The 25389-nt window shown below is 70.5% G+C and carries 23 protein-coding genes; 11 read left to right on the top strand and 12 right to left on the bottom strand.

What is annotated here, in order from left to right:
* On the top strand, window positions 1–901 hold a 901-nt coding region (locus NS283_RS03915), incomplete at its 5' end, for an endonuclease/exonuclease/phosphatase family protein (RefSeq protein ID WP_153003275.1).
* A gap of 38 nt (window positions 902–939) precedes the next feature.
* The gene (locus tag NS283_RS18845; RefSeq protein WP_193751243.1) at window positions 940–1077 is read left to right on the top strand and encodes a hypothetical protein; all 138 of its coding nucleotides are present in this window, start codon (window positions 940–942) and stop codon (window positions 1075–1077) included.
* On the opposite strand, the gene NS283_RS03910 is transcribed toward NS283_RS18845, so the two are convergent.
* Genes NS283_RS03910 through NS283_RS03900 form a run of 3 tightly spaced genes read right to left on the bottom strand, consistent with a single transcriptional unit; the run spans window position 1074 to window position 2506 of the window.
* Entirely contained in the window at window positions 1074–1412 is a 339-nt protein-coding gene (locus NS283_RS03910) for a hypothetical protein (RefSeq protein WP_058595579.1), read from the bottom strand. The two genes, NS283_RS18845 and NS283_RS03910, sit on opposite strands and share 4 nt — an antisense overlap.
* A 7-nt stretch (window positions 1413–1419) precedes the next feature.
* Window positions 1420–1848, bottom strand: coding sequence for a GNAT family N-acetyltransferase (locus NS283_RS03905; protein ID WP_058595578.1), 429 nt, complete (start codon window positions 1846–1848; stop codon window positions 1420–1422).
* 49 nt (window positions 1849–1897) lie between these two features.
* Window positions 1898–2506, bottom strand: coding sequence for a GntR family transcriptional regulator (locus NS283_RS03900; RefSeq protein WP_081317247.1), 609 nt, complete (start codon window positions 2504–2506; stop codon window positions 1898–1900).
* 308 nt (window positions 2507–2814) lie between these two features.
* Here NS283_RS03900 and NS283_RS03895 point away from each other — a divergent pair, with 308 nt between their 5' ends.
* A complete protein-coding gene (locus tag NS283_RS03895; protein WP_058595582.1) occupies window positions 2815–3021 on the top strand; it encodes a cold-shock protein in 207 nt (68 codons plus the stop codon).
* A gap of 99 nt (window positions 3022–3120) precedes the next feature.
* Here the strand turns inward: NS283_RS03895 and NS283_RS03890 are convergent, their stop codons facing one another.
* From NS283_RS03890 to nucS, 5 genes are all read right to left on the bottom strand, one after another.
* Complete coding sequence (locus NS283_RS03890; protein ID WP_058595576.1) at window positions 3121–5184, bottom strand: bifunctional lysylphosphatidylglycerol flippase/synthetase MprF; 2064 nt, start codon at window positions 5182–5184, stop codon at window positions 3121–3123.
* A 34-nt stretch (window positions 5185–5218) separates the two neighbouring features.
* Window positions 5219–6418 (bottom strand): hypothetical protein, encoded by a 1200-nt coding sequence (locus NS283_RS03885; RefSeq protein WP_058595575.1) that lies wholly within the window; start codon window positions 6416–6418, stop codon window positions 5219–5221.
* A complete protein-coding gene (locus NS283_RS03880; protein WP_058595574.1) occupies window positions 6411–7130 on the bottom strand; it encodes an HAD hydrolase-like protein in 720 nt (239 codons plus the stop codon). Before NS283_RS03880 ends, NS283_RS03885 begins: the two co-directional genes overlap by 8 nt.
* Before the next feature lie 76 nt (window positions 7131–7206).
* The gene (locus tag NS283_RS03875) at window positions 7207–11451 is read right to left on the bottom strand and encodes a carboxypeptidase-like regulatory domain-containing protein (protein ID WP_153003274.1); all 4245 of its coding nucleotides are present in this window, start codon (window positions 11449–11451) and stop codon (window positions 7207–7209) included.
* Window positions 11452–11584: 133 nt separating this feature from the next.
* Complete coding sequence (gene nucS / locus NS283_RS03865; RefSeq protein ID WP_058595572.1) at window positions 11585–12280, bottom strand: endonuclease NucS; 696 nt, start codon at window positions 12278–12280, stop codon at window positions 11585–11587.
* 148 nt (window positions 12281–12428) lie between these two features.
* On the opposite strand from nucS, the gene NS283_RS19315 reads away from it, so the two are divergent.
* Window positions 12429–13892, top strand: coding sequence for a hypothetical protein (locus NS283_RS19315; protein ID WP_153003273.1), 1464 nt, complete (start codon window positions 12429–12431; stop codon window positions 13890–13892).
* Here the strand turns inward: NS283_RS19315 and NS283_RS03850 are convergent.
* Complete coding sequence (locus NS283_RS03850; RefSeq protein ID WP_058595569.1) at window positions 13889–15127, bottom strand: MFS transporter; 1239 nt, start codon at window positions 15125–15127, stop codon at window positions 13889–13891. The two genes, NS283_RS19315 and NS283_RS03850, sit on opposite strands and share 4 nt — an antisense overlap.
* 78 nt (window positions 15128–15205) lie before the next feature.
* Here NS283_RS03850 and NS283_RS03845 point away from each other — a divergent pair, with 78 nt between their 5' ends.
* The 7 genes from NS283_RS03845 (at window position 15206) to mnhG (ending at window position 22660) form a co-directional block, all read left to right on the top strand.
* A complete protein-coding gene (locus NS283_RS03845; protein WP_058595568.1) occupies window positions 15206–16255 on the top strand; it encodes a LacI family DNA-binding transcriptional regulator in 1050 nt (349 codons plus the stop codon).
* A gap of 95 nt (window positions 16256–16350) precedes the next feature.
* Window positions 16351–19278, top strand: coding sequence for a Na+/H+ antiporter subunit A (locus tag NS283_RS03840; RefSeq protein WP_058595567.1), 2928 nt, complete (start codon window positions 16351–16353; stop codon window positions 19276–19278).
* Window positions 19275–19844: a Na(+)/H(+) antiporter subunit C gene (locus tag NS283_RS03835; RefSeq protein ID WP_058595566.1), complete on the top strand. Its 570-nt coding sequence runs from the start codon at window positions 19275–19277 to the stop codon at window positions 19842–19844. Before NS283_RS03840 ends, NS283_RS03835 begins: the two co-directional genes overlap by 4 nt.
* Window positions 19841–21397 (top strand): Na+/H+ antiporter subunit D, encoded by a 1557-nt coding sequence (locus NS283_RS03830; protein WP_058595565.1) that lies wholly within the window; start codon window positions 19841–19843, stop codon window positions 21395–21397. The genes NS283_RS03835 and NS283_RS03830 overlap by 4 nt, the downstream gene beginning before the upstream one ends.
* Window positions 21394–22008 carry a Na+/H+ antiporter subunit E gene (locus NS283_RS03825; protein ID WP_058595564.1) on the top strand — a complete coding sequence of 205 codons (615 nt, stop codon included), beginning with the start codon at window positions 21394–21396 and terminating at the stop codon, window positions 22006–22008. The genes NS283_RS03830 and NS283_RS03825 overlap by 4 nt, the downstream gene beginning before the upstream one ends.
* Complete coding sequence (locus NS283_RS03820; RefSeq protein ID WP_193751244.1) at window positions 22005–22283, top strand: monovalent cation/H+ antiporter complex subunit F; 279 nt, start codon at window positions 22005–22007, stop codon at window positions 22281–22283. The genes NS283_RS03825 and NS283_RS03820 overlap by 4 nt, the downstream gene beginning before the upstream one ends.
* The gene (gene mnhG / locus NS283_RS03815; protein WP_058595563.1) at window positions 22280–22660 is read left to right on the top strand and encodes a monovalent cation/H(+) antiporter subunit G; all 381 of its coding nucleotides are present in this window, start codon (window positions 22280–22282) and stop codon (window positions 22658–22660) included. The genes NS283_RS03820 and mnhG overlap by 4 nt, the downstream gene beginning before the upstream one ends.
* Window positions 22661–22673: 13 nt before the next feature.
* On the opposite strand, the gene NS283_RS03810 is transcribed toward mnhG, so the two are convergent.
* The 3 genes from NS283_RS03810 to NS283_RS03800 form a co-directional block, all read right to left on the bottom strand.
* The gene (locus NS283_RS03810) at window positions 22674–24350 is read right to left on the bottom strand and encodes an FAD-binding dehydrogenase (RefSeq protein WP_058595562.1); all 1677 of its coding nucleotides are present in this window, start codon (window positions 24348–24350) and stop codon (window positions 22674–22676) included.
* 70 nt (window positions 24351–24420) lie between these two features.
* Window positions 24421–24963, bottom strand: coding sequence for an SRPBCC family protein (locus NS283_RS03805; RefSeq protein ID WP_058595561.1), 543 nt, complete (start codon window positions 24961–24963; stop codon window positions 24421–24423).
* A gap of 180 nt (window positions 24964–25143) precedes the next feature.
* Window positions 25144–25389 (bottom strand): ATP-binding cassette domain-containing protein (locus NS283_RS03800; protein WP_153003272.1); only part of this gene is annotated, 246 nt, incomplete at its 5' end.

Genomic DNA, 25389 nt, shown 5'->3' with positions numbered 1-25389 from the left:
CCTGCAGGTGGTGGCCCAGCTGATCCCGTTCCGCGGCATCCTGGCCATCGGCCTCGCCGCGCTCGCGGTGGTCGCGGGCGTGATCGCCGTGCTCCGGCGGCGGTGGGGCGTGGCGGCGGGGCTGGCGATCGTGCTCGCCGCGGCGTCTCTCGGCAACGCGGGCGTGCTCGTCGCGTGCGGTGGGGGCGGGGCGGCTGCCGACGGCGAGCTGGTCGTCGTGGCCTGGAACACGTACGGGGGCGGGGCGTCGCCCGAGAGCATCGCCCGACTCGTCCGCGAGACCGGGGCGGACGTCGTGAGCCTTCCCGAGACCGACGCGGACGCGGCAGCGGAGGTCGTCGGCATCCTGTCCCGCGAGGGCATCCGCATGACTCCCTCGACGTTGCAGGCCGCTCCCGGGGACGATCCCGTCCCCACGACGCTGCTCGTGGCGGAGTCGATGGGACCGTACGTCCCGGATTTGTCGGCCGGCTCGACGCCCGGGGTTCCCAGCGGGGTTTTCCGCCCGGCTGAGGGGGACGGACCGACACTCGTCGCCGCGCACCCGCTGCCCCCGTTGCCGCTGATCATGACCGACTGGACCGAGGGGATGGACTGGGTGGCGGCGCAGTGCTCGAGCCCCGACGTGATCCTCGCCGGCGATCTCAACTCGACGCTCGATCACCTCGCGGGGCTCGAGCGGAACGGCGGCACGGTGGGGGAGTGCCGGGATGCCGCCGCCGAGGCGGGAGCGGCCGCGGTGGGCACCTGGCCGGTGCGCCTGCCCACCGGGCTCGCCGCACCCATCGACCACGTGCTGGTCGGATCGGCGTGGGAGGTGCGCGGCTTCGAGGTCAGAACCGACTTCGACGACGCGGGGAGCGACCACCGGCCGATCGTCGCGACCCTCTCGCGGCGCTGACCTTTACGCGGCCGCTCGCGCGCGCCTAGGTTGGGCGCATGTCGGAGAAGCGCAGAGAAGAAGAGGCCTACGCCCTCGCCGCCCAGCAGGCCGCCGCAGCCGAGGAGGACAGCGCCACGGACGACACGTCGGTCGACGCCGACGAGACGCTCGAGGAGAGCGAAGAACCGAACTAGGGCGTCTCGACGCCGCGGTTGTGGACGATCACGGTGGCGAAGTACGGAATCAAGAGGAACACCACGGCCACGGATCCTGCCAGCAGGGGCACGAGCCAGGACGGTGCGTCGAGCTGACCCCAGGGGGCGATCCCGACGCCGAGAGTCAGGGTCGCGGCTCCGAAGGCCCGCGACGCGACCGCGCGACCCGGGGCTTTACGGGGGTTCCGCCACACCGGGACGCGCTCGCCGCGGTAGGCGCGGACGGTCAGAGCGATCGACCACCACCACAGCGCCCCGCCGGCGATGATCAGCACCACACTCGGAACGATCCCGCCCCACGTCACGTCGTCCATGTCGAGGTCACTCCAGAGTCGGGGGAAGGACGTAGACGATGTCGTCCCCGTCGCGCGAGTCCTCCACGAAGCCCAGCCCGGCGAGCACGGCGTGCGAGGGGTCGTCGTCGGCGGCGAGGCAGGCGTAGAGGGGGCGCTCGGGTTCGAGGACCGTGAGCAGGCGGAGGGCTTCGGTGGCCACACCCTCGACGGCACCGGGAGTCACAGCGAGGAGGATCTCGCGGTCGTCGTCGACATCGAGCGTGGCGGCGAGGCCGACGATGGCGCCGTCGGCGACCACCGCGCGGGCGGCCACGCGATCCTCGGCGACCCAGGCGTCGAAGGCCTCGCGGTTCTCGATCGTGGCGCGCGGCCACGAGGAGGCACTGTCGCGGACGGCGTCGAAGGCGGCATCCCGATCGTCGTCGGTCAGCTCGCGCAGGTCGATGTGGGCCATGGCGCCACGCTACCGGGGGCACCGTGCGGGGCGCTCGACGCTTGCGCGCTCAGGCGAAGCCGTGCAGAGCGAGGAAGGTCCACGTCGCGCCGTTCGCGTCGCGCGCGGCGAGCTGCGTGCGCAGATGCGCGAACAGTGTGGGTCGGGTGTCTCCCGTGATGCTCTCCCACCCCTCGAGGTTGCGCCGCAGGACCAGATCGGTCTGCTCCAGCGTCCTCTGGAAGGGGATGTTGTGCGAAGCCGCGACCATGAGCGCGTACAAATCCAGGACAGCGGCCACGTACGTCTTCGAGGAGTCGGCGTCGCGCATCGCGTCGATGAGGGTGAGGGCGGTCTCGATCTCCTCGGGGGTGCAGCGCGGCAGCGCGACGCGCATCGCCGACGCGATGTTGTGCGCGGCGTACTCGCGCATGTCGGTGCGGGCGCGGTCGGTGAGCGCGGCGACGCGCGTATAACGGTTCGCGGCGACCTCGACGAGACCGATGCGTTGGAGCTTCTGCAGCGCTTCTCGGACGGGCGTTCGCGAGATACCCATGTATGCGGCCAACTCCACGTCGCGGAGGCGGTCCCCGGGTCGAAGTCGGCCGTCGACGATGGCCTCGCCGAGGGCCGCGTAGGCCTCATCGACGAGGGCCAACCGGGACCGTGGAGCGCTCATCACGCGGAGTTTACGTCGCGCGAGTATCACAGTCTCGGACTTTGCGTTACGTATTCACAGCTTTCGTGTCGCGCGGAGGCCTTCTGCGGCTGTAATGTCATCACCGTCACGCCTCGCGTGACATATCCGGGGGGATCCGTCGACGCCCGGGCTTCGAGCTCTGCTCAGCCCGGGCGTCGTATGGGCTTCGGCCTCATTGCGGCATGCAACGTTTGTGTCACGGGGTCGTGCGCCGTTTCGACGCGGGCGCTACTTTTGGGGCAAGTCCGGCGCGCTCGGTGCCGGCTCAAGCGGAAAACGGCATGTCGATGAGCACGCAGGGCACGGTCAAATGGTTCAACGCGGAGAAGGGTTTCGGCTTCATCGCGCCCGATGACGGCGGGCAGGACGTCTTCGCGCACTACAGCGCGATCCAGTCGGGCGGCTACCGCTCGCTCGAGGAGAACCAGCGCGTCGAGTTCGAGATCGCGCAGGGCCCCAAGGGCCTGCAGGCGGAAGACATCCGCCCGCTCTGACCTCTCACCCCGGGCGACGCCGGGGTCGATTCGGCCGGGCGCGGCGGCATCCCCTGTCCGGCCGATCAGCCTGTCCGGCCGACCAGCCTGTCCGGCCGATCAGCGCTCGTGGCGCACGAGGTCGAGGCCGGCTGCGGCGAACTGGCGGATCGTCGCGTGCGGCAGGAACGCCCGCGTGAGCGCGGTGCCGATCCGCGTCAGGTCGGCCTCGTCGCGGTAGAGCAGGTACATGGTCTCGTAGCGCGGTTGGAACTTCTGCTTGAACCGGTGCAGGGACGCGAAGCCGTAGACGGGCTCGAGCATCGCGGCCATGCGCTGCTGCAGGTCGGCGATGGGGCCGGCATCCGCGGGATACTCGTGCGCGAGGGGTGCGCCCGACAGCGACATGACGTCCGCGCCCTCGCGGGAGAACTGCAGCGCCGACGAACCGATGAGGTACTCCATGACGGGGCCGAAGCCTCCGTCGCGTCGGCGCATGAGATCGAGCGTCCAGCCGCGCACTCGGCCCTCGCCGTACACCGGCAGCCACGACAGGAACCCGTCGACGTCGCCGGCCGGCGAGATCGCGAGCGCCACCCGCACCTCGGGGTCGTTCGCCTCGTGGAGCGTGCCGAGGGTGAAGCCCATCTCGGGGAGACCCTTCTCGCCGACCCAGCTGTCGGAGATCGCCCGCAGCTGCTGCCGGATGCCCCACGTCTCGTCGGCGAGGCGAGACAGCCGGAACGTCATGCCCTCGCGCTCGCCGCGGTTGAGTGAGGTGCGGACTGCTCCCCACGCCTTGCCGGTGAATTTCAGGCCCGGCAGGTCGACGATCGTGTCATCGGCCACGACGATGCTGCGCCAGTCTTCGGGTACGGCCGCGCGCGTCTCTTCTCCGGCGCTGAAGAAACAGGGGGCGAGGCCGGCGCTCTCGGCGCGGTCGATGAACGCGCGCACGGCTCGCGGACGATCGCCCGCGGGGCCGAGGGCGTCGCCGAGCGCGAGGGCGACGCCGGTTCGGCGCTGGAAGGCCACGATGCCGCGGCCGAACCGCGCGTATGACATGCCCTCCCACGTCGCCATCCATGACAGGGTGCCCCCGCCGGATCTGTGCAGCTCGTCTTTGACGTCGGCGACCGTGGGGGCGGGAGTCTCGCCCAGCGCCGCCTTCGGCCGCGCGCGGAACGCGGCGCGCACGAGCACGAGGTAGATGAGCACGATGGTCCACAGCAGCGACGAGGCGAGGGTGATCGTGAGGTCGATACCGGAGTCGGCCTCGAGATCGGCGGTGCCGTAGAGGAGTACCAGCCCGGCGAGCAGGACCACGAAAACCGCGTTGAGGGCCGCGTAGGCGATGAGCACGACCCACGCCCACCGACGGCCGCGGCGGATGCCGGTCGCCACGACGAGCACCAGCACCGTGTTGACCGCGACGTCGATCCACGAGCCCGAAACGGGGGCCGATGTTCCGAAGGGGCCCGTGGTGGGGCTGAAGAACGTCAGGATCTCGATGGCTCCGAGCGCGCAGACGACCACGAAGGCGATGAGCCGCTGCTCGCGCACGGACACCCGCTGAGGACGCAGCGAACGATCGACGATGAGCACGAAGACGACCGCGAAGGCATGCTCGAGATCCGGGAGCGTGCCCCAGTAGATCAAGGTCACGGAGAGCCCGGCCACCAGCACGGTCCACGCGCGGAGGCGCCACGGCGAGGGCAGGAGCGAGACCGCCGCGGCGATGGTCGCGACGACGCCGCCCGAGGGGCCCACATCGAGCACGGCCGCCTGCTGCTGCGCCCACGGCCAGGGGAGGAGCGCCGCCGCCCAGAGGAACAGGGCGGATGCCAGCACCGAGACGAGCTGGCCGGCGGCGAAGTACCCCGCGGCGACCCGCGAGCCGCGCCGGTACTCGACGTACCCCATGCCCGCGAGGCCGAGCAGGATCGGGGCGTACACCCACGGCGCGTCGAGGAAGAACGTGCCGGTGACGGGGGTCCACCACCTGCCCTCTTGAAGTGCGGGAAGACCGTACGCCACGGTCGGGAACACGTCGGAGGTGGAGAACGGATGCCAGAGCCCCGCCCCCGCGACGCCGACGACGAGCAGGATCCCGGCGAGCACGAGCGTCGCGGGGACCCGCCGCATGAGCTGGAGCGTGCGGCCTGCCGTGGTGTTCTCCCCCATGTCGCTCACGATAGGGCACCGGGGGTGCGCCCTGTCAGCGCGCGGCGGCCGCCTGCCATGCCGTTCGGGCGTTGGCGAGGGCGACACCGGCGTCGGTCGCGGCGCGGGCGGCCGCGAGCTCGCGTCGCGCGCGGTCGCGTCGCAGGCGCGCGTCGATCGTGCGATCGTCTCGTGCCTCCGCGGCCGCGAGAGCCGCTCGCGCGCACGCGAGGGTTCCCGGGAGCGCGGCGCGGGCGGCCTCGAGTCGCCGCCGTGGAGCGGGGGCCTCGCCCAGCAGGTCGTCGCGGAGCTCGCGGACGCGGGCGACGGTCTCGATCGCGGCGCGCGGCCGCCTCCCGGCATCGATCGCCGCGGCGTCGAGGTCGTTCGTCGCTTCGCGTAGTAGCGCGGCGGCGTCGGACGCGCACTCGTCGGGGCGGCTCTTGGCGATGTCGATGGCCGCCGCGAGCTCGTCGCGCGCGGCGGCGACCTCGGCGCCGGCGTTGTCGGCGGCCTGGAGGGCGATGCGGTGGGCGTCTTCGACGGCTTTCAGGTGCCGAGCTGCCCGGCGCGTGGCATCCGTCGCCTCGTGGACCAGACGATCGATCTCGGCGGGGTCCGTGGCTGCGTCGGCGGCGGCGAGCGTCTCGTCGGCCTGAGCCAGGGCGGCGGTGGCCGCGTCGGCGGCCTCGGCGGCGTCGCGCCAGTCGTCCTCGGCGAATCGCTCGCGCAGGCCCGCGATCAGGGGCGCGGGATCACCGGCGGCGCGGACGACGTCGTCACGTCGTGCTCGCGCGGCCCTCACACGGTCGGACGGGGTTCCGTGCGTTCGTGCCCATTCGACGAGCTCGGCCCGCGTGCGGGCGACCTTTGCGAGCTGCGCCTCGAGCTGAGCGCGCACGGCCTCGGCCTCGATCCGGCGTTGAGCGGGGATGGCCGAGGAGCTCTCGAGGGCGGCGACATCCGTGAAGCCCCGGTCGCGCGCCCGCAGCGCGGCGGCGCGCGACCGACGGAGGGCGCTCGTCGAGTCGCCGTCCACCAGTGCCTCGGACGCCTCGAACGCGATATCGAGATCGGTGGCGGCATCGTCCAGACGAAGGAGCGCGTCGGCTGCGGCGAGGCGCGCCGCGTCGGCGGCGGCCCGCGCACGCGGGGAGCGGCGTCGCGCGCGGACGACCATCACGACGACGGCGGTCACGAGGAGGGCTCCGACGATCGCCAGGGCCGTCGGAACCGCCCAGGTGACGTCAGACACGGGTGACGGTCCCGCCGTCGCCCTCGGCAGCGAGCTCGTCGTCTGAGACGAGGAGCAGCGCACGCAGCTGATCGATGTCGTCGACCGCGGCCTGGGCGCCGTCGGCCTCGTAGGGCCAGCTGAAGCCCCAGCGGACGAAGATCACCGGCACGCCGGCATCCGCTCCACCCTCGACGTCGTGATGCCGGTCGCCGATCAGGACCGGACGCGAGGTGTCGACGCCGTTCGCCTCGAGACGGCGGAGTGCTTCGCGCACGATGTCGGACTTCGCACTGAGACTGCGCTCGTCGAGCGAGGCGCCGACGATCGCCTCGAGGTCGGGGGCGAGGCCGAAGTGGTCCATCAGCGCGACGACCTGGACCTCGGGCTTCGAGCTCGCGGTCGACTGGGGGACGCCCGCGGCGTGGAGATCGTGCACGAGCTCGGCGACGCCGGGATAGAGCCGCGCGCTGACGGTGTACCCCTCGCTCTTGTTCAAGCCGCGGTAGAAGGCGACGGCCTCGGTCGACTGCTCCGGCGTCATGCCGACGTTCACCTGGAACGACTCGAACATCGGCGGCCCGATCCACCGCGACAGCTCGTCGCGGGTCGGGGGCGTGCGCCCGAAGTGCTCGAGCGTGATGGTCAGTCGGCGGAGGATCCCCTCGGACGCGTCGACGAGAGTGCCGTCGACGTCCCACAGGACACACGAGAAAGGGGAACGCACAGGCATATGTCCACGCTACCGGCGCGGTCGGACGCGAGCGTCAGGGCGCGGCGGTCACCTCGCAACGGTCACCTCGCGACGGTCACCACGGGGCGATCGACCCCGTGGCGACCGCGGAGGCGCGTGAGGATGCCGGTCGCATCGTGAGATCGACACCCGCCGTGGAGGTGCCCACCGTGACCTTGACCCCCGACCGGCAGACCTCGGCGAACGGAGTCGGCGATTCGACCGGGCGCGCGCAGACGGTGTACGTGCCGGGAGCGGCCTCGATCGCGTAGGCACCGGGGGATCCGGCGTCCGACCGGCCGGTCGTGACGGTGCGCCCGGCATCGTCCTTCACCGTGACGTCGGCGAACGCCCACGTCGTCGTGCCCTTCGCGGGCGCGGCGGCCACACGACCACTGATGATGCCCGCACGCGTGAGCTTGGTGGTCGGAGCTGTCACCGTGGCACCGACGGCCACCTTGATGACGGCGGCGTCTTCACGCGTGCGACCGCTCGGGGCCCACCCCGGGGCGTACGACGATGCGGAGTCCGTGTCGGCGCGGGTGAACTGCACGCGGTACGAGCCCGCGGGGAGATCGTCGAAGCGGTACGAGCCGGTTTCGTCCGTCCACCGTTCGGTCATCGGCCAGGTCTCGCCCTCTCGCCATAGCGCGACAGCGATCCCGCTCGTGGCGTCGGCCACCTTCCCCTTGATGACTCCCAGCCGCGGCGTCGTGAACGTGAACGCCTGGGTGCCCGCTTTCGCGGTGAAGGTCCGCGTCGAGAGGGCCGTGCCGCTGAGCGTCCGCACGTCGATGCGATACGACGTGCCGGCGCGCAAGGTGGACGGGAATGAGAAGGCGCCGAGGGAGTCCGTCCGGGTCATCACCGTGCTCGCGCGTCCCTGCAGGGCGGAGACGCGATCGAGGGGGGTGAGCTGCACCGTCGCCGAGCTGATCGCGGTCCGGTCGGTGGCATCCAGGACCTTTCCGGTGACCGAGGCGTCGCCCGCGGCGAGAGCGAACGAGACGGTCGACGTCTCACCCGCGCGCACGGTGATCTTCTTCGCCGTCGTGTTCGACGCGCCGCCGTACCAGGTGTCGACGACACCGGGGGAGGTGGAGGACGCGAAGACGCGGTAGGTGCCGACCGGGACGGCGAAGGTGCCGGTCACCGAGTTGGAGCCCGTGCTGCTGCGAGAGGGGTCGTACATGCGCCCGCTGGAACTCACGACGACGATGCGGGCGGAGTACGACGCTCCCGTCGCGGTGACGGTGAGCGTTCCCGCGGTGCCACGCGGTGTGGCATCGAAGACTCCGAGGTCGACGACCTTGCCGCCGGTCACGGTGAACCGCGTCGCCGCGTCGGCCGTGACGGCGCCGCCGAGGTAGACCCCGTCGACGGATGCCGTGTACGTACCCGGCGCGAGGGCATCGAGCCTCACGGACGAACCTGCCGGTCCGCCCGCGTACGCGGCGTACTGCGCGGTTCCGTCGGCCCACCGATAGAGCTGGAGGGCACGGTACGAGGAGGATCCGGTCCCCGCCGGGAGGACGGCGGTGACGGTTCCGCCCGAGAGCGCGGCCAGGTTCTTCGTCAGCGCTGTCGAGGCCACGGTGAACGCGGTGGCGGTGCGGGGGTCGGTGCCCCCGCCCGACCACGTCTCCGCCAGCCCGCTTCCCGCGGCGGGCGTGAACTGAGCGGTGTAGGAGCCTGCGATCACTCCGCGTAGGCGGTAACGGCCGTCGGTGCCCACCGTCGCGGGCGTCGCCGGCCCTCCCAGGGAGGAGGTGAGCCGAACCGTTCCCCCGGAGACCGGTGTGCCCGTCGCCCCCACCGTGACGACGCCCGAGACGGTGACGCCGGGGACTTTGACGTCGATCCTCGCGGTCTTCTCGACCGTGACGAAGGTCGCGCCGGCGAGGATGTCGGTCGAACCCGCGTAGACGGTCCCGCCGCCCGCGCTCACGCCGGCCGTGACGTCGCCCGATACGCCCACCACGGTGTAGGCCCCCGTCGCGTCGGTCGTCGCCGAACCGATGCGCGCGGCGGTCCGCGAGTAGAGGGTCACGGATGTTCCGGCCACCGGGGATCCGTCGGCGTAACGCACGGTGCCCGAAACGGTGGTGCCGACGGCGAGCGTCATGTTCGCGGTCACGTCGCGCCGGGAGCCGGAGTCGAGGGTGAGGGAGTTCGCCGTGGCCAACGAGGGCTTGTCGTTGTAGTACTCCGGTAGCAGGTCTCCCGCCGCGGGCTTCGCGTGGAGCTTGTATGTCCCGGGCGACAGCTTCGGGAACGAATAGGTGCCGGTCGAGGTCGTCGTCGCCTGACGCGTCCACTGCCACGAACCGTCGTTGCTGAGGCGATACACCTCGACGGACACTCCGGCGACGGCCGCACCACCGGTTCGCGTGATCGTCCCGGAGATCGAGCTCGAGCGCGCGAGTGTGGCGTCGATGCCCGACTGATCCTGACCGCTGGCGAGCGTCACGGACTGAGCGCTCGCGAAATCGGGCTTGTCGTTCCACCACTCGTCGAGCACGGGCGCGTCCCACGAACTGAACTTGATCTTGTACGACCCGGCGGCGAGGCCGGTCACGACGTACCGTCCGTCGGATTCAAGGCGTCCCTGGAACGAGGTTCCCCACTCGTTCGAGGCGGGGACGGCGGAGACCGAGATCTGATCTGCCCGTACTCCCGCGGGCAGGGTGACGGTGCCCGAGATCGAAGCCGACTTGCGCAGGGTGGCGTCGATGCCGGTGACGTTCCGAGAGCCCAGCACGATCGACGTGGCCGAGTCGAAGTCGGGCTTGTCCTTCCACCACTGGTCGAGGACGTTGAGTCTGCCCGCCGAGAAGCGCACCCTGTAGGTTCCGGGCTCCAGTCCGTTCACCACGTACGTGCCGTTCGGGGAGGCCATCGTCGTAGCCTTCGGCGTCCACGGCTGATCGAGCGTGTACGCCGACACCGAGACGTCCATGCCCGAACCCGTGGACCCCGCGGGGAGCGTCACGGTGCCCGAGATCGTGTACGACAGGGCGAGCACGGCGTTCACGCCCGTTCGCTTCTCACCCGCCGAGACTTTGACGGGCTTCGCGGAAGCGGCATCCCTCGCGTCGTCCCACCACTCGGCGACCACCGGCGCGTCGTACGACGTGAATTTCACGATGTACGACCCGGCGGGAAGACCCGACAGCGTGTAGGCGCCGTTCTGGTCGGCAGCCGCGCTGGCGATGTTGCGCCACGGCTCGCTCTGTGTCGAGGCGGACACCCACACGTGTCCCTGGCCGGCTGTCACTTCCTTCGGAAGGGTCACCGTTCCCGAGATGGTGGCCGAGGGAGCGAGGCTCGCGTCGATCCCCGTCCGCACCTCACCGCCCTTGACCGTCAGCGGAGTCGCCGAGGCGAAGTCCGGGGCGTCGTTCCACCACTCGCTCAGCGCAGGGACGTTGTACGCGGAGAACTTCACCTTGTACGTGCCGGCCGGGACGTTGGTCACGGTGTAGCTGCCGTCGGCCTCGAGCCGGACGGCACCGACGGACGAGTACTCCGATGTGGTCGGGGCGACCGTGACCATCAGGGAGCCGAAGGGTGCGGTGACGCCGTCCGGGAGGGTGATGCGGCCCGAGATCGTCGCGCCGTTCGCGAGGGAGGCGTTGACGCCGGTCCGCTTCTCGCCCGCGGCCACGGTGACGACGGTGGCGGAGTAGTAGTCCGGCTTGTCGTTCCACCACTCGGGCACGAGCGTGCCCGAAGGGGAGAAGTTGAGCTTGTAACCGCCGGCGGCCAGACCCGTCACGCTGTAGCTGCCGTCCGAGAGGACGAAGCTCGACCCGACCATGGTGTACCCCGTCTCGGAGAAGACCTGGACGCGGATCGACGTCTGCGAGAGGGTCGTTCCGGCGGGCAGGGTGACCCGGCCCGAGATGCTGGCCGTATCGGCGACGGGAGCCGGAATCGCGGGGGTTTTCGTGGGGGATGCCGACGGGCGAGGCGTGGGCGTCGCCGTCCGGCCGGGCGTGGGCGAGGTGGTGGGCTTGGGGGTCGTGGTCGGCTTGGACGTCGCGGTCGGCGTCGGTGTCGGCGTCGCTGACCGGGTCGGCGCCGGACTCGCCGAGCGGGTCGGCGTCGGAGCGGCGCTGGCACTCGGCGTCGGCGTCGGCGTCGCCGGAGTGGGAGAAGCAGACCGCGTCGGCGACGGGGTGGCGACCGCTGCCATCTCTCCCGGTGCATCGGGCGTCTCGGCGTACGCCGCGGGGGCGATGAGCGACGAGCCCACGAGAGTGAGCCCGACCACGGCCGTGATCCAGGCACGCAGCAATGACCGCGCAGGTGCGCGCATAGTTCCCCCCCGGGCGGCCTCGCGGCCGGCAGCGCGGGTTTCGGGTCCCGCGGTTCAGCGCGGAAGCGCCTCCCGCTGGGTCAGTCCTATCGCAACCTGGGAGTTCGCTGCAAGCTCATGATCCGAGAGCGGCTCAGAACAGGCGCGGAGCGCCCGAGTCGATGCCCTTCATCTCGTCGTAGTCGAGGGTGAGGCACCGGATGCCACGGTCTGTGGCGAGCACGCGGGCCTGGGGCTTGATCTCCTGGGCGGCGTAGACGCCGGTCACGGGAGCGAGGAGGGGGTCGCGGTTCAGGAGCTCGAGGTAGCGGGTGAGCTGCTCGACGCCGTCGATGTCGCCGCGGCGCTTGACCTCGATCGCGACCGTGCCGCCGTTGTCGTCGCGCAGCAGGAGGTCGACCGGGCCGATAGCCGTGGGGTACTCGCGTCGCACCAGGGTGAGCCCCTCGCCGACGACCGAGACCTGCTCGGCGAGCAGGCGCTGCAGGTCGGCCTCCACGCCGTCCTTGATGAGACCGGGGTCGACCCCGAGGTCGTGGGCGGTGTCGTGGATGACCTCGTGGATCCGCACGAGCAGAGCGTCGCCGCTCTTCGCGTGGGTCACACGCCAGCGCTCGACGACGCCGTCTTCGACGTCGACGTCGTCGGGCTGCTCGACGACGAGGCTGCACGGCGGGCTCATCCAGTTGAGCGGCTTGTAGGAGCCGCCGTCGGAGTGCACGAGCAGCGACCCGTCACCCTTGTGCACGAGCAGGCGGGTGGCGAGGGGGAGATGCGCGTTGAGACGGCCGGTGTAATCGACGGAGCAACGGGCGATGACGAGACGCACTCGACGAGCCTAATCGCCCCGCGGGGACGGCGTCGGGCTGTTCGGAGTCGTTCGGAAATGCCGTTCGGCGCGTTTCCGCGCTCGCGAGATGTCTAGCGTGACGAGGAGAAGGGCCGGATTGCAGCGGCTCCGGATCAGAAGGATGCCCATGTCGCTCTTCTCGGGACTCACGCGCGCGAGCGCGGCGATCGGCTTCGTCGTCTCCGTCGTCGTCGTGGCGGGAGTCCTCGCCGCCGCACCCGCGACGGCCGCTGTGCCGGCGCCCCCCACCGCGTCGGCGAGTCCGGCTCCGACGGCGACCGGACAGGCCGTGGTGCCGTCGCCCGTCACCCCGACGGCGAGTCCGGCTCCCACGGCGATCGGGCTCGTTGCGCCGCTGAACGCCCCGTCGTCGTCTGCCGCCCCCACACCCTCTCCCGCAGCGTCCTCCTCGCCCGTTCCCGTGGGCGAGCCGGCGGCCGCGAAGACCGTCACGATCTCGGGCCGGGTGATCTTTGACAAGCGCACGACGACGGCCCAGCGGGCGGCGGTCACCGTCTCGGCCGCCCCGGTCGGCGGGGTTCCGGTGCCGAGCGCCAAGGTGAAGTACGACGCGAAGGCCGGAACCTTCCGCATCTCGGACGTGCCGCGCGGCACGTACACCGTCTTCAGCCGGATGGAGCTGGCGGACGGGTGGTTCGCGTCCTCGCCGTACGAGACCGTGGTCGACGCGACGACCAAGAGCGTTTCGGACATCACGATCGACTACAGCGTCGCGCGCGGTGGCCTCGCGACGGAGCTGCTCATGTTCGAGGAGTCCGTCGTCATGCGGCAGCTGCGCGTCGTGGCGACCGACGTCTCCACCAAGGCCGAAACGGAACTCGACCTCATCGGCGGCGGACTCGGCGGGGTCTACAACGAGACCATCCTTCCGACGGGCACGAAGGTGACCGTGCGCGCGCAGTACACCGACGGTCGGGTCGTCTACTACGACGGGACCGCCAAGGGAACGAGCGATCCCGCTCGCGCTGTCGCCGTCTCGATCGGCGTGTGGTCCTTCACCCGTCTGACCATCGACTGGGCCGTGGCCGCGGCCCCGAAGCTCGCCTCGTCGACGCCGACCGTCTCGGGCACCGCCCGCGTCGGACGCGCGTTGACGGTCACCACGGGGGTATGGGCGAGAGGCGCGACGCTGAAGTATCAGTGGTCCGCCGACGGCGTGGCGGTGCGGGGGGCCACCGCCACGTCGTTCACCCCGGGCGCCGCACAGAGGGGCAAGTCCATCACCGTGACGGTCACCGGGACCCTCGCGGGCTACACGTCGGTGTCGAAGACCTCGAAGCCGACGGCGGCGGTGGCGGCCGGCATCCTGACCTCTCCCACCCCGACGATCCGCGGGACCGCGCGCGTCGGGACGACGCTGACGGCGGTTCCCGGGACGTGGACGAGCGGGACGACGCTCACCTACCAGTGGTTCGCGAACGGGGCCAAGATCCGCGGGGCGACGTCGTCATCGTTCACGCCGACCAGCGCGCAGCGCGGCGCGAAGCTCACCGTCACGGTGACCGGCACGAAGGCCGGTTACACCTCGAAGAGCGTGACGTCGAAAGCCACGACCGCGGTCGCGCGTTAGCCGCGCCGGACCTTCTCGGTCTCGGCGCTCTCGACGGCGAGCGGCTTGGCCGCCCCCGAGAAGAGACCGGATGCCACGATCAGCCCGACCACGATGAACAGCGTCGGGAGCAGCCCGATGTGGTCGCCGATCCAGCCGAGGATCGGGGGACCGCAGAGGAAGGCGATGTACCCGATCGTGGCCGCGGCGGCGACGCGGGAGGCCGCCTTGGCGGTGTCGTCGGCGGCGGCGGACATGCCGATCGGGAAGCCGAGCGACGCGCCGAGACCCCAGAGGGCGGCGCCGATGAAGACGAGCGGGCCGAACGGCGCGACGATGAACAGCAGGAGCCCCGCGGCGGCGGTCGCGGCGAGGACGCGCAGCACGATCACACGGCCGAGACGGTCGACGACGGGCCCGCCGGCGATGCGGCCGATCGTCATGGCGACCGAGAAGACGGCGAGGACGGCGGGTCCGGCCTCTTCGGGGGCGCCGTGGCCGAACACGACGGCTGACGGAAGCCAGTCGTTCGCGCTGCCCTCGGCGAAGGCCATGCCGAGCATGATGACGCCGAGCGTGTAGGTCCGCGGCTCCTTCCACGCCTGCAGCGACGTGGCGAGGCGCTCGCGCCAGTGGGCGCGCTCCTCGTCGGCGGGCGCATCCATCGCGACCTCGCGTCGGGGGACGTTCGCGATCGAGACGAAGGCCACCACGAGGATCACGACAGCCAGGGCGATGCAGTGCGCGAGGACGGGGATCCCCACGCTCACGGCGACGAAGCCGAGGCCGGCGCCGATGACGGTGCCGAAGCTGAAGAAGGCGTGCAGGAGCGGCATGATCGTGCGGCCGGTTGCCTTCTCGAGAGCCGCACCCTCGACGTTCATCATCACGTCGAGCGCGCCGTTGCCCAGCCCGAACAGGGCGAGGCCCACGAGCGCGACCCCGAACACCTGCAGCGTGTCGGCGCCGAAGCCGATGATCGCGAGGCCGACACCGACCAGCACGAGAGCGGTCAGCATGCCTCCGCGCGCGCCGAGACGTGCGAGGACGGCGGGAGCGATCGAGAGTCCGATGATGGATGCCACACCCATGCCGAGCAGCAGCAGGCCCACGCCGGAGTTCTCGATCCCGAGGGACTCGCGGATCGCGGGAACGCGCGATGCCCAGGTCGCGATGCTCAGTCCGCTCGCGAGGAAGATCGCGCAGATCGCGATGTGCCAGCGCACGAGCTGAGAACGGGTGAGGGCGGTGTCCATGCGCTTCACTGTACCGAATCGATTCGACGTGAATCGAATCGATTCGGCCGGAGGGCGTGTCGCGGGTACGATCGGCCCGTGAGCACGCGACGGGCGACCATCAGCGACGTCGCCCGCGCGGCGGGCGTCTCGGCGTCGACCGCCTCGGTCGTCTTCAGTGGCAAGACCCCGACGTCGGAGGCGACGCGGGCTCGCGTACTCGCAGCGGCTGCGGAGCTCGGTTACACCGGCCCGGACCCCCGTGCCGCGTCGCTCCGTCGCGGACGGTCGGGCATCGTCGGGGTCGTCTTCGATGAGCACCTCGGTACGGCCTTCCTCGACCCCGTCACCACGCACATGATGGACGGGCTCGCCGACGGCGTGTCCCGGCTCGGCGCGGCCCTCCTGCTCCTTCGTGACGACGGAGAGACGGTGAGCGAGCCCTCGCTGCACACGGCTCCGATCGACGCCGCCGTGCTGATCGGGTGCAGCCCTCGCATGCGCGACTCTCTCGAGATCGTCCGAGCTCGCGGCATCCCGGTCGTCGTCATCGAGGGAGACGCGGGCGAGGGTATCCCCCGCGTGCTCCTCGACAACGTCGAGGCCCAACGCGAGGCCGCTCGCCACCTCGCCGACCTGGGACACCGCGACGTCGTCATCGTGACCCTCCCGACGGATGCCACGCGTCGGCGTCGATGGATCGCCGACGACGCGGAGGTCCGCGTCGACGTGACGGCGGATCGGCTCACCGGGGCGCGGGAGATCTTCCCCCGGGCTCGGGCGCTCGCCGCGGCGGGGAGCTCGATCGACGAGGGCATGATCGCGGGTCGGACGATCTTCGCCGACCCCGACCGGCGCCCCACCGCGGTGATCGCGCAGAGCGACCTGCTCGCCGCGGGGGTCATCCGCGCGGCCGAAGAGGCGGGCCTCCGTGTGCCGCACGACGTCAGCGTCACCGGATTCGACGGCGTCGTTGTCGACGGTCTCGCGCCGCACGTGCTGACCACTCTCGTCCAGCCCGCCACCGCGAAAGGACGCGCCGCGGGTGAGGCCGTCGCGGCGATGTTGGAGGACGAACCCCCGTCGGGACTCGATCTCGCGTGCACTTTCCGGGCGGGCACGACGACCGCTCCGCCGCGTACCACATGACCCCGCCGGTGCGGGGACTCTCATGCTTCCCATAGAATAGAAGCGACACCCCGAGAGCCGAGGCCCAGCGCCCGTCGACCCCGAGGAGGCCCACCTTGTTGGTACTCCTCAGCGCGTTCGCTCTTCTCCCGCTGATTCTCCCGTGGCTCGTCGGCCGCATCGGAGCACGGGCCTTCTATGTCGCGGCCCTACTTCCCGCCGTCGCTTTCGTGCAGGCGATCCTCGCCGCTCCCGCCGTCTTCTCCGCGGACATTCCTTTCGAGGAATACCGGTGGATTCCCGCCCTCGACGTCTCGCTCTCGATGCGGATGGACGTCCTGAGCTGGCTGCTCACCCTCGTCGTGACGGGTGTCGGAGCGCTGGTGATGCTCTACTGCCGGTGGTACTTCCGCGGCAAGACCGCCGGCGTCGGGCAGTTCTCGGCGGTCCTCCTCGCCTTCGCCGGCGCGATGTACGGCCTCGTGCTCACCGACGACATCGTCGTGCTGATCATGCTGTGGGAGGTCACGAGCGTCCTGTCCTACCTGCTCATCGGCTACTACCACGGCCGCGCGGCCAGTCGCCGTGCCGCGCTGCAAGCCTTGCTCGTGACGACGCTCGGCGGCCTGGTCATGCTGATCGGCGTCGTCCTGATCGTCGTGCAGTCAGGCACCTCGAGCCTGTCGACGATTCTCGCCGACCCACCGACCGGCACCGTCGTCGACATCGCCGTGCTGCTCCTGCTGGTGGGGGCGCTCAGCAAGTCCGCGATCTTCCCCTTCCACTTCTGGCTCCCCGGCGCGATGGCGGCACCCACGCCCGTGAGTGCGTACCTCCACGCCGCCGCCATGGTGAAGGCCGGCATCTACCTGATCGCGCGCCTGTCGCCGGCCTTCGCCGAGACACCGTTCTGGCGTCCCACGCTGATCACGCTCGGTGTGTTCACCATGCTGCTGGGCGGCTTCCAGGCGCTGCGCGAACGGGATCTCAAGCGCATCCTCGCGTTCGGCACGGTGAGCCAGCTCGGGTTCCTCACCGTCATGCTCGGGTACGGAACGAGGGATGCGGCTCTCGCCGGCGTCGCGCTCCTGCTCAGCCACGCGCTGTTCAAGTCGTGCCTCTTCCTCGTCGTCGGTGTCATCGACCGCCAGCTCTCCACCCGTGACATCGGCGAACTGTCGGGCCTCGGACGGCAGGCGCCGGTCATGGCGACCGCCTCGTTCATCGCGATCGCGTCGATGGCCGGTGTCGCCCCGACCCTCGGTTTCGTCGCGAAGGAGACCGCGCTCACCGCGCTGCTGCACGAGGCCGAGGCCGGAGCGGGGTGGGGCATCGTCGCCCTGGCCGGCATCGTCGTGGGATCGGCCCTGACCGCGGCCTATGGCATCCGGTTCCTCTGGGGCGCGTACTGGACCAAGCGCGATGTCGAGAAGACGGACTGGCCCGACCCCCCGATGGGTTTCCTCGCCGCACCCGTCCTGCTGGCCGCGGCGTCGCTGACGCTGGGATTCCTCGCACCGATCGTCGACCACTGGCTCGCGCCGTATGCCGACGGGCTTCCCGAGGCGACGCCGGGCGTCGCCGCGCCGGACTATCCGTACCACCTGGCGCTGTGGCACGGACTCGAGCCCGCCCTGTTCATCTCGCTCGGGACTCTCGCCCTCGGTGCGGGTGTGTTCTGGGTCGTGCGGAAGACCCAGCTCCACAAGCGTCGCCGCGTGCTGCCCTTCACCGCCAACGATGCCTACAACGTCGTCCTGCGGGCGATCGACCGCTCGTCCGAGTGGGTCACCGCGCGGTTCCAGCGCGGCTCGCTGCCTTTCTACGTCGGCACGATCTTCGTCGTCCTCGTCGTCGCCGAGGGCACGGCACTGTTCGCCTCGGACGAATGGCGTGCACAGCTCGACGCGTGGCAGTCGCCCGCGCAGCTCATCTCGGCTCCGCTCATGATCGCCGCGGGCATCCTCGCCGTGCGGGCGCGGAAGCGGTACACGGGCGTGGCGCTGGTGTCGGTGACGGGGCTCGGCATGGTCGTGCTCTTCGCGACGAGCGGGGCACCCGACCTCGCCCTCACCCAGGTGCTCGTCGAGACCGTGACGCTGGTGGTGTTCGCTCTCGTCCTTCGCCGGCTACCGGCGCGGATGGGCGAGCAGAATGCCTCGGTCGCCCCGATCGCCCGCGCGATCCTCGGGGCCGGGGTGGGTCTCACCATGGCTCTCGTCGCAATCGTCGCGACCGGTGCGCGGCAAGACCTCCCCATCTCGCTCGAATGGCCTCCGCTGGCGTACGAGATCGGTCACGGCCGAAACGTCGTCAATGTCGCCCTCGTCGACCTGCGCGGCTGGGACACCATGGGCGAGCTGTCGGTTCTCGTTCTGGCGGCCACGGGTGTGGCATCCCTCGTCTTCATCACCGACCGCAGCGACAACCTTGCGCGCCGCTCGGGCACCGCCCGCGCGCGCGTCGGCCTCGGGCGCCGTCGTCCTCTCGTCGAGACGGATGAGGGCGTCCGCGCGCAGCGCGTCGGCGAGACGGGCGCCCCGCGGGCATGGCTCATCTCGGGCGCGAAGGTGCAGCCCGAGAACAGGTCGATCCTGCTCGAGATCATCGTCCGGGTGCTCTTCCACTCGATCATGATCGTGTCGCTCTATCTGCTGTTCGCCGGACACAACCTGCCCGGCGGCGGCTTCGCGGGTGGACTCGTGGCGGGAATGGGCCTGGTCATGCGGTACATCGCGGGCGGGCGCTGGGAACTGGGCGCCGCGGCACCGACCGATGCCGGGCGGCTCCTCGGAGCGGGTATGGCGATCGCGGTGCTGTGCGCCGTCGTGCCCCTGTTCTTCGGGTACGCGCCGTTGCAGAGCTTCACGTTCGAGGGTGATCTGCCGCTCATCGGGCACTGGGAGTTCGTCACGAGCACGATCTTCGACGTGGGGGTCTACCTCGTCGTGATCGGTCTCGTGCTCGACGTGCTGCGGAGTCTCGGCGCCGAAGTGGACCGTCAGTCGCAGCACCCCGAGGACGCGGAGGTGGTCACCCCGTGAACATCTCGCTGGTCCTCGTGATCGTCATGGCGGTGCTCTTCGCGTGCGGCGTGTACGCGATGCTCGAGCGCAGCCTGACCCGCGTTCTCATCGGGTTCCTCCTGCTCGGCAACGCCGCCAATCTGCTGCTGCTGATCGTGATGGGCGTTCCCGGCAAGGCTCCGTTCTACGACGGCGGAGAGACGGATGCCGCGGAGATGTCCGACGCCCTCCCTCAGGCTCTGATGCTCACCGCCATCGTGATCACGTTCGCGATCTCGGCGTTCCTCCTCGCGCTCATCTACCGCTCGTGGCAGCTGGGACAGGCCGACACGGTCATCGACGACGCCGACGACGTCGCGCTTCGCACGCGCGCCGCCGACGAGCCCGAAGACGCGATGGACGAGGAGTCCCGTTCCGACGACGAGGACGTCACGACGGACTTCGTCGGTGATGTGGCCTCGCCGATCCGCGTCCTTCACCAGGGCGATCTCTCGCAGCTCGTCGACGACGCCCCGGTCGATCGGGTGGCCGTGCGCCGCACCGACGACGACACCCGCGATACCCCGGACGGTGATCGCCCGTGAGCGCCCTCGTTCCCCTGCTCGTCGGCATCCCGCTCATCGGTGCCGCGATCAACCTCGTCTTCGGCCGTCGCAAGAAGACGCAGATCGTGGTGTCGGTCGCCGCGCTCTCCGCCGTGCTCGTGCTCGGGGCGATCCTGCTGGTCGAGGTCGACACCAACGGTCCCCTCGCCGTGGCGATCGCGGGGTGGGACATCCCGTTCGGCATCGTGCTCTACGTCGACGTGCTCGCGGCCCTCCTCGTGGTCGTCACGAGCATCGTGCTCCTCGCGGTCCTGCTTTTCTCGATCGGCCAGGGCGCTGCCGACAACGACGAGGACACTCCGGTCTCGATCTTCTATCCCGCGTATCTGATCCTCGGCGCGGGCATCTTCAACGCCTTCATCGCGGGCGACCTGTTCAACCTCTACGTCGGTTTCGAGATCCTGCTCGTCGCCTCGTACGTGCTCATCACGCTCGGCGGCACTGAGTCGCGCATCCGCACGGGCGTCGTCTACATCGTCGTCTCGCTGGTGTCGTCGATCCTCTTCCTCGCCGCGATCGGCATGGTCTACGGAGCGCTCGGCACCGTGAACATGGTGCAGATCAGCGAGCGCATGGCACTCCTGCCGCAGGATACGCAGACGATCCTGCACCTGATGCTGCTCCTCGCCTTCGCGATCAAGGCGGCGGTGTTCCCGCTGTCGTTCTGGCTGCCCGACTCGTATCCGACGGCTCCCGCGCCCGTCACAGCCGTGTTCGCCGGCCTGCTCACCAAGGTCGGCGTCTACGCGATCATCCGCACCGAGACGCAGCTGTTCGTCGACAACGATCTGAACTTCCTGCTGATGATGGTGGCGCTGTCGACGATGATCGTCGGCATCCTGGGCGCGGTCGCGCAGGCCGAGCTCAAGCGCATCCTGTCGTTCACGCTCGTCAGCCACATCGGCTACATGATCTTCGGACTGGCGATCAACACGCCTCTCGCGGTGGGCGCGACGATCTACTACATCGTCCACCACATCATCGTGCAGACGACTCTGTTCCTCGCCGTCGGCCTGATCGAGCGCCGCGCGGGCAGCACGTCGATCCTCAAGGTGAAGGGACTCATGCGGGCGGCCCCGGTGCTCGCGGTGCTGTACTTCATCCCGGCGATCAACCTCGGCGGTCTGCCGCCGTTCTCGGGCTTCATCGGCAAGTACGCCCTCTTCGACGCCGCCGCGCAGGTGGGCACGCCGGTCATGATGGTGCTGATCGTCGGCGGGATCGCGACGTCGATCCTGACCCTCTATGCCCTCATGCGCGCGTGGAACCTGTCGTTCTGGCGTGAGGACGACGACTCGACCGAGACGATGGAGCGCATCGCGTACCTCGGCAACGCGCCCGCCGCGGCGATCTCGACTGAGCGCCGCACGATCCCCAAGATCATGACCCTCGCGACGGTCGGAATGGTCGCCGTCACGGTTGCCCTCACCGTGTTCGCCGGTCCGCTGCTCGACATGTGTCTGCGCGCGGGTGTGACGATCACCGACGGCGTGAGCCTCGTGCAGCTCCAGGAGCAGGGGGGCCAGCGATGAGCCCATCGCGTCGTTCCCAGGTGTCGTTGTTCCTGCACCAGCTGCCCTTCCTGGTCTGGCTCGTCGCCCTGTGGATGATGCTGTGGGGGCAGTTCACCTGGCTCGCCTTCCTCACCGGCCTCGTCGCCGCGATCGTCGTCACGCGCGTCTTCCGCCTCCCGCCGGTCGAACTGTCGGGCCGCATCAACCTCTGGTACGGCCTGATCTTCGTCGTCACCTTCCTCGGCGCCGTGATCCGGGGTTCGCTCATCGTGGCGTGGCAGGTGCTCGACGTCCGGCGGCAGCCGGGTGCCGCGATCATCGCGGTGCCGCTGCGGGTCGATGACGACGTGATCATGGCCCACACCGCCGTCACGGCATCCCTCATCCCGGGCTCTCTCATCGTCGATGTCGACCGCGAGAACCGGACGCTGTACCTGCACACCATCGGCGTACGCAGTGACGAGGATGCCGAGCACCAGCGCCGCGTCGTGCTCGGGTGGGAGGCCCGCATCACGCGTGCCGTCGGCTCCCGCGAAGAGCTGCAGGAGCTGCGCGCGAAGATCGCCGAGTCCGAGGCGGATGCGCGTCGGGCGACGGAATCGCCCCGAGAGGGGAGGACCCCCCTGTGACCCCCGTGACCACCGCCCTCGTCATCGTCATCCTGGTCGTTTTCGCGGCCGCGGCCGTGCTGGCGCTCATCCGCCTCGTCATCGGCCCCTCGATCCTCGACCGTGCGGTCGCCGCCGACGTGCTGCTGACCGAGGTGGTCTGCATCCTGGGTGCCGACATGGTGATCAACCACCACACACGATCGCTGCCGGCCATGCTCATCATCGCCGCGGTCGGCGTGTTCGGCTCGATCGCGGTCGCCCGCTTCGTCGCGCGGAAGGAGAATCCGCGATGACCCTCGAAAGCGTTCTCGACACGATCGCCCTGATCCTCGTGCTGATCGGTGCGATCCTGTGCCTCACCGCGACGATCGGCCTGCTGCGCTGGAAAGACGTCCCGACCCGTCTGCACGCGGCGACCAAGCCGCAGGTCCTGGGCGTGCTGCTCATCGTCGTCGCCGTCGAGCTCGCCCTGCGATCGTGGGAGGCCCTGGCTTTCGGCATCCCGATCGTGCTCATCCAGTTCGCGACGGCGCCGCTCGCTGCGCACATGGTCGGTCGAGCCGCGTACCGCAACCGGACGACCGACGAAGAGAACCTCTACATCGACGAGCTGAACCACAGCACGGAGCAGCCGGGCGGGACGCACACGGAGTCGCGGCCGGAGAGCTGAGCGGCCCTGCTGGTCAGAGGCTCGCAGCGATCGCACGGCCGACGGTGCGTCCCGTGAGGAGGCAGCCGCCGAGGAAGGTTCCCTCCAGCGCGTTGTAGCCGTGCGCGCCCCCTCCACCGAACCCGGCCGCCTCGCCCGCGGCGTAGAGCCCGGCGATGGGCACACCCTCGGCGTTCAGGGCGCGGCCCTGCAGATCGGTCTGGATGCCGCCGAGCGATTTGCGTGTGACCACCCACAGGCGCACCGCGATCAGCGGGCCGTGCGCGGGGTCGAGCAGAGCGTGGGGCTTCGCGGTGCGGAAGATCCGGTCGCCGAGGAAGCGTCGGCTGTTGCGGATGCCCATCGCCTGTGCGTCTTTCGAGTACGGGTTCACGAGCTCGCGATCGCGGGCCACGACCTGGTCGCGGACGGCATCCGGATCGAGGAGGTGATCGCCGGTGAGGTCGTTCATGCCGCGCACCAGCTCGTCGAGGGTGGCGGCGACGACGAAGTCGGCCCCCTTGGTCTTGAACGCCTCCACCGGGCCCGGGGCCGTGCGCCCGAGTCGGCTGCGCAAAAGGAGCGCGCGGTCGCGGTTCGTGATGTCGGGGTTCTGCTCCGAGCCGGAGAGCGCGAACTCCTTCTTGATGATCGTCTGGTCGAGGACGAACCACGAGTAGTCGTAGTCGGCGAGGTCGGGGGTGGTCCGCAGGAGCCGCAGGGTGCCCAGCGTGTCGTACCCCGGCAGTCCGGGTGGCGGCAGGCGACGACCACGCGCGTCGAGCCACAGCGACGACGGACCCGGCAGGATGCGGATCGCGTGACCGGGCCAGATCGGATCCCAGTTCTGCACGCCCTCGGTGTAGTGCCACATGCGGTCGCGGTTCACGAGCCGTACGCCCTGGTCGGCGGCGATGTCGAGCATGCGTCCGTCGACGTGGGCCGGGACACCGGTGACCATCTTCTTCGGGGGCGTCCCGAGACGTTCCGGCCACCACCGGCGGACCCGTTCGTGGTCGCCGCCGATGCCGCCCGTGGCGATCACGACCGCCTGTGCCGACAGCTCGAACGTCGACACCACCTGGCGCGACGACGACACACCCCGCGGGGAGTCGTCCGCCGCGAGGACCGACCCGTGGATGCCGGTGACCCGACCCGCCGTGAACGTCAGGCCGTCGACGCGATGGCGGAAACGGAAGACGACCCGCCCCGTCTCGGCGGCCGCCCGCGCCTCGTCGGCGAAGGGCTCGGAGATGCCCGTGCCGGTGCCCCACGGCACGTGGAACCGGGGAACGGAGTTGCCGTGGCCGCGGGCCGACAGCGACCCGCGCTCGGCCCAGCCGACGACGGGGGTGAAGCGCACGCCGTGCTCCTGCAGCCAGGTGCGCTTCTCGTCGGCGGCGAACTCCACGTACGCGCGGCCCCAGCGCTGCGCCCACTCGTCTTCGGGGTGCTCGCCGTCGAGGCGGTCCCACGCGGCCGAGCCCTGCCAGTCCTGCCACGCGAGGTCGAACGAGTCCTTCACGCCCAGCCGACGCTGCATGGGGGAGTCGACCAGGAAGATGCCCCCGAACGACCAGAACGCCTGCCCGCCGAGGTTCGCCGCGTTCTCCTGATCCACGACGATCACGCGCTTGCCCGCCCTGACGAGTTCGCTGGTGGCCACGAGACCGGCGAGCCCTCCGCCGATGACGATGACGTCGGCATCCATTCGATCCCCGTTCCGCGGGTCGGCATCGACACGCTCGGTGAGATTCTCCCCCAGGCGAGGCGCGGCGGCGTCAGATGTCGGCTTCTCGCACGTCTTCCTGAGCCTGGGGAGAAGGAGTGCCCTCCTCGGGGTCCGGCGTCTCGGTGCGGTGGTCGAGCTCGCGAGCCTCGCGCTCCTCTCGGCGACCCTCGGCGAGGAAGGCCAGGCGATTGAGGCACTCGTGATTACGCGCGACGAGGAGGGGCTTCCACAGCAGCGAGGGCAGGATCGACGCCGCACCGGTCACGGGCTCCTCGGCGATCGTGACCGCGATGCCGTCGCCGTGCGGACGGACGTCGATGCGGATGACTCCGCGACCCAGGATGCCGGCCTCCGGGCGGAGGCGCAGTCGTCGGGGCGGATCCCACTCGACGAGCTCGGTCTGGTCGTGGATCATGACGGGCCAGACGCCGAGCGAGTGGTGGATGCGCGAGCCCTCCTTCGGCCACTCCTCGTCGACGTCGCGCATCCGCGCCGCTCCCACGACCCACACGGGGTAGAGCCAGCCGTCGGAGAGCACCGCGAAGAGGTCGTCGGGCGTGCAGCGCATGAGGCGGGTGTTGCGGGCGGCCATGGCATCCCTCCGGTCGGCGTGTTTCGACTGTAGGGGGAGGGTGGGGCTGTGGTCTCGGGCCTTGACGCGCGGGGTGCGGAGCGGCGTGACGGAGGGAGGGCCGGGGACGAGCGGAGGAGGGATGCCGGGTTTCGGCCCTCCGCTCGTCCCCGGCCCTCCGCTCGTCACGGGGACGCGGGCTCAGCCTCGCGTGATGTCGCTGATCCGCCCGCCCGCGAGGCGAAGGCGCCGGCGTGCGCGCCGGGCGACGGCCGAGTCGTGCGTGACGACCACGAGGGTCAGCCCCTCGATGTTCAGCGTCTCGAGCACGTCGAGGATCTCGTCGCGCATGCGCTCGTCGAGGTTGCCGGTCGGCTCGTCCGCCAGCAGGACCCGGGGCTGCTTGGCGATCGCCCGGGCGATCGCGACGCGCTGCTGCTGTCCGCC

Source organism: Microbacterium testaceum, from assembly GCF_001476285.1.
Lineage (GTDB): Bacteria > Actinomycetota > Actinomycetes > Actinomycetales > Microbacteriaceae > Microbacterium > Microbacterium testaceum_B.
Note: the sequence above shows the minus strand (reverse complement) of the source record. Positions and strands in the feature narration are given on the sequence as shown.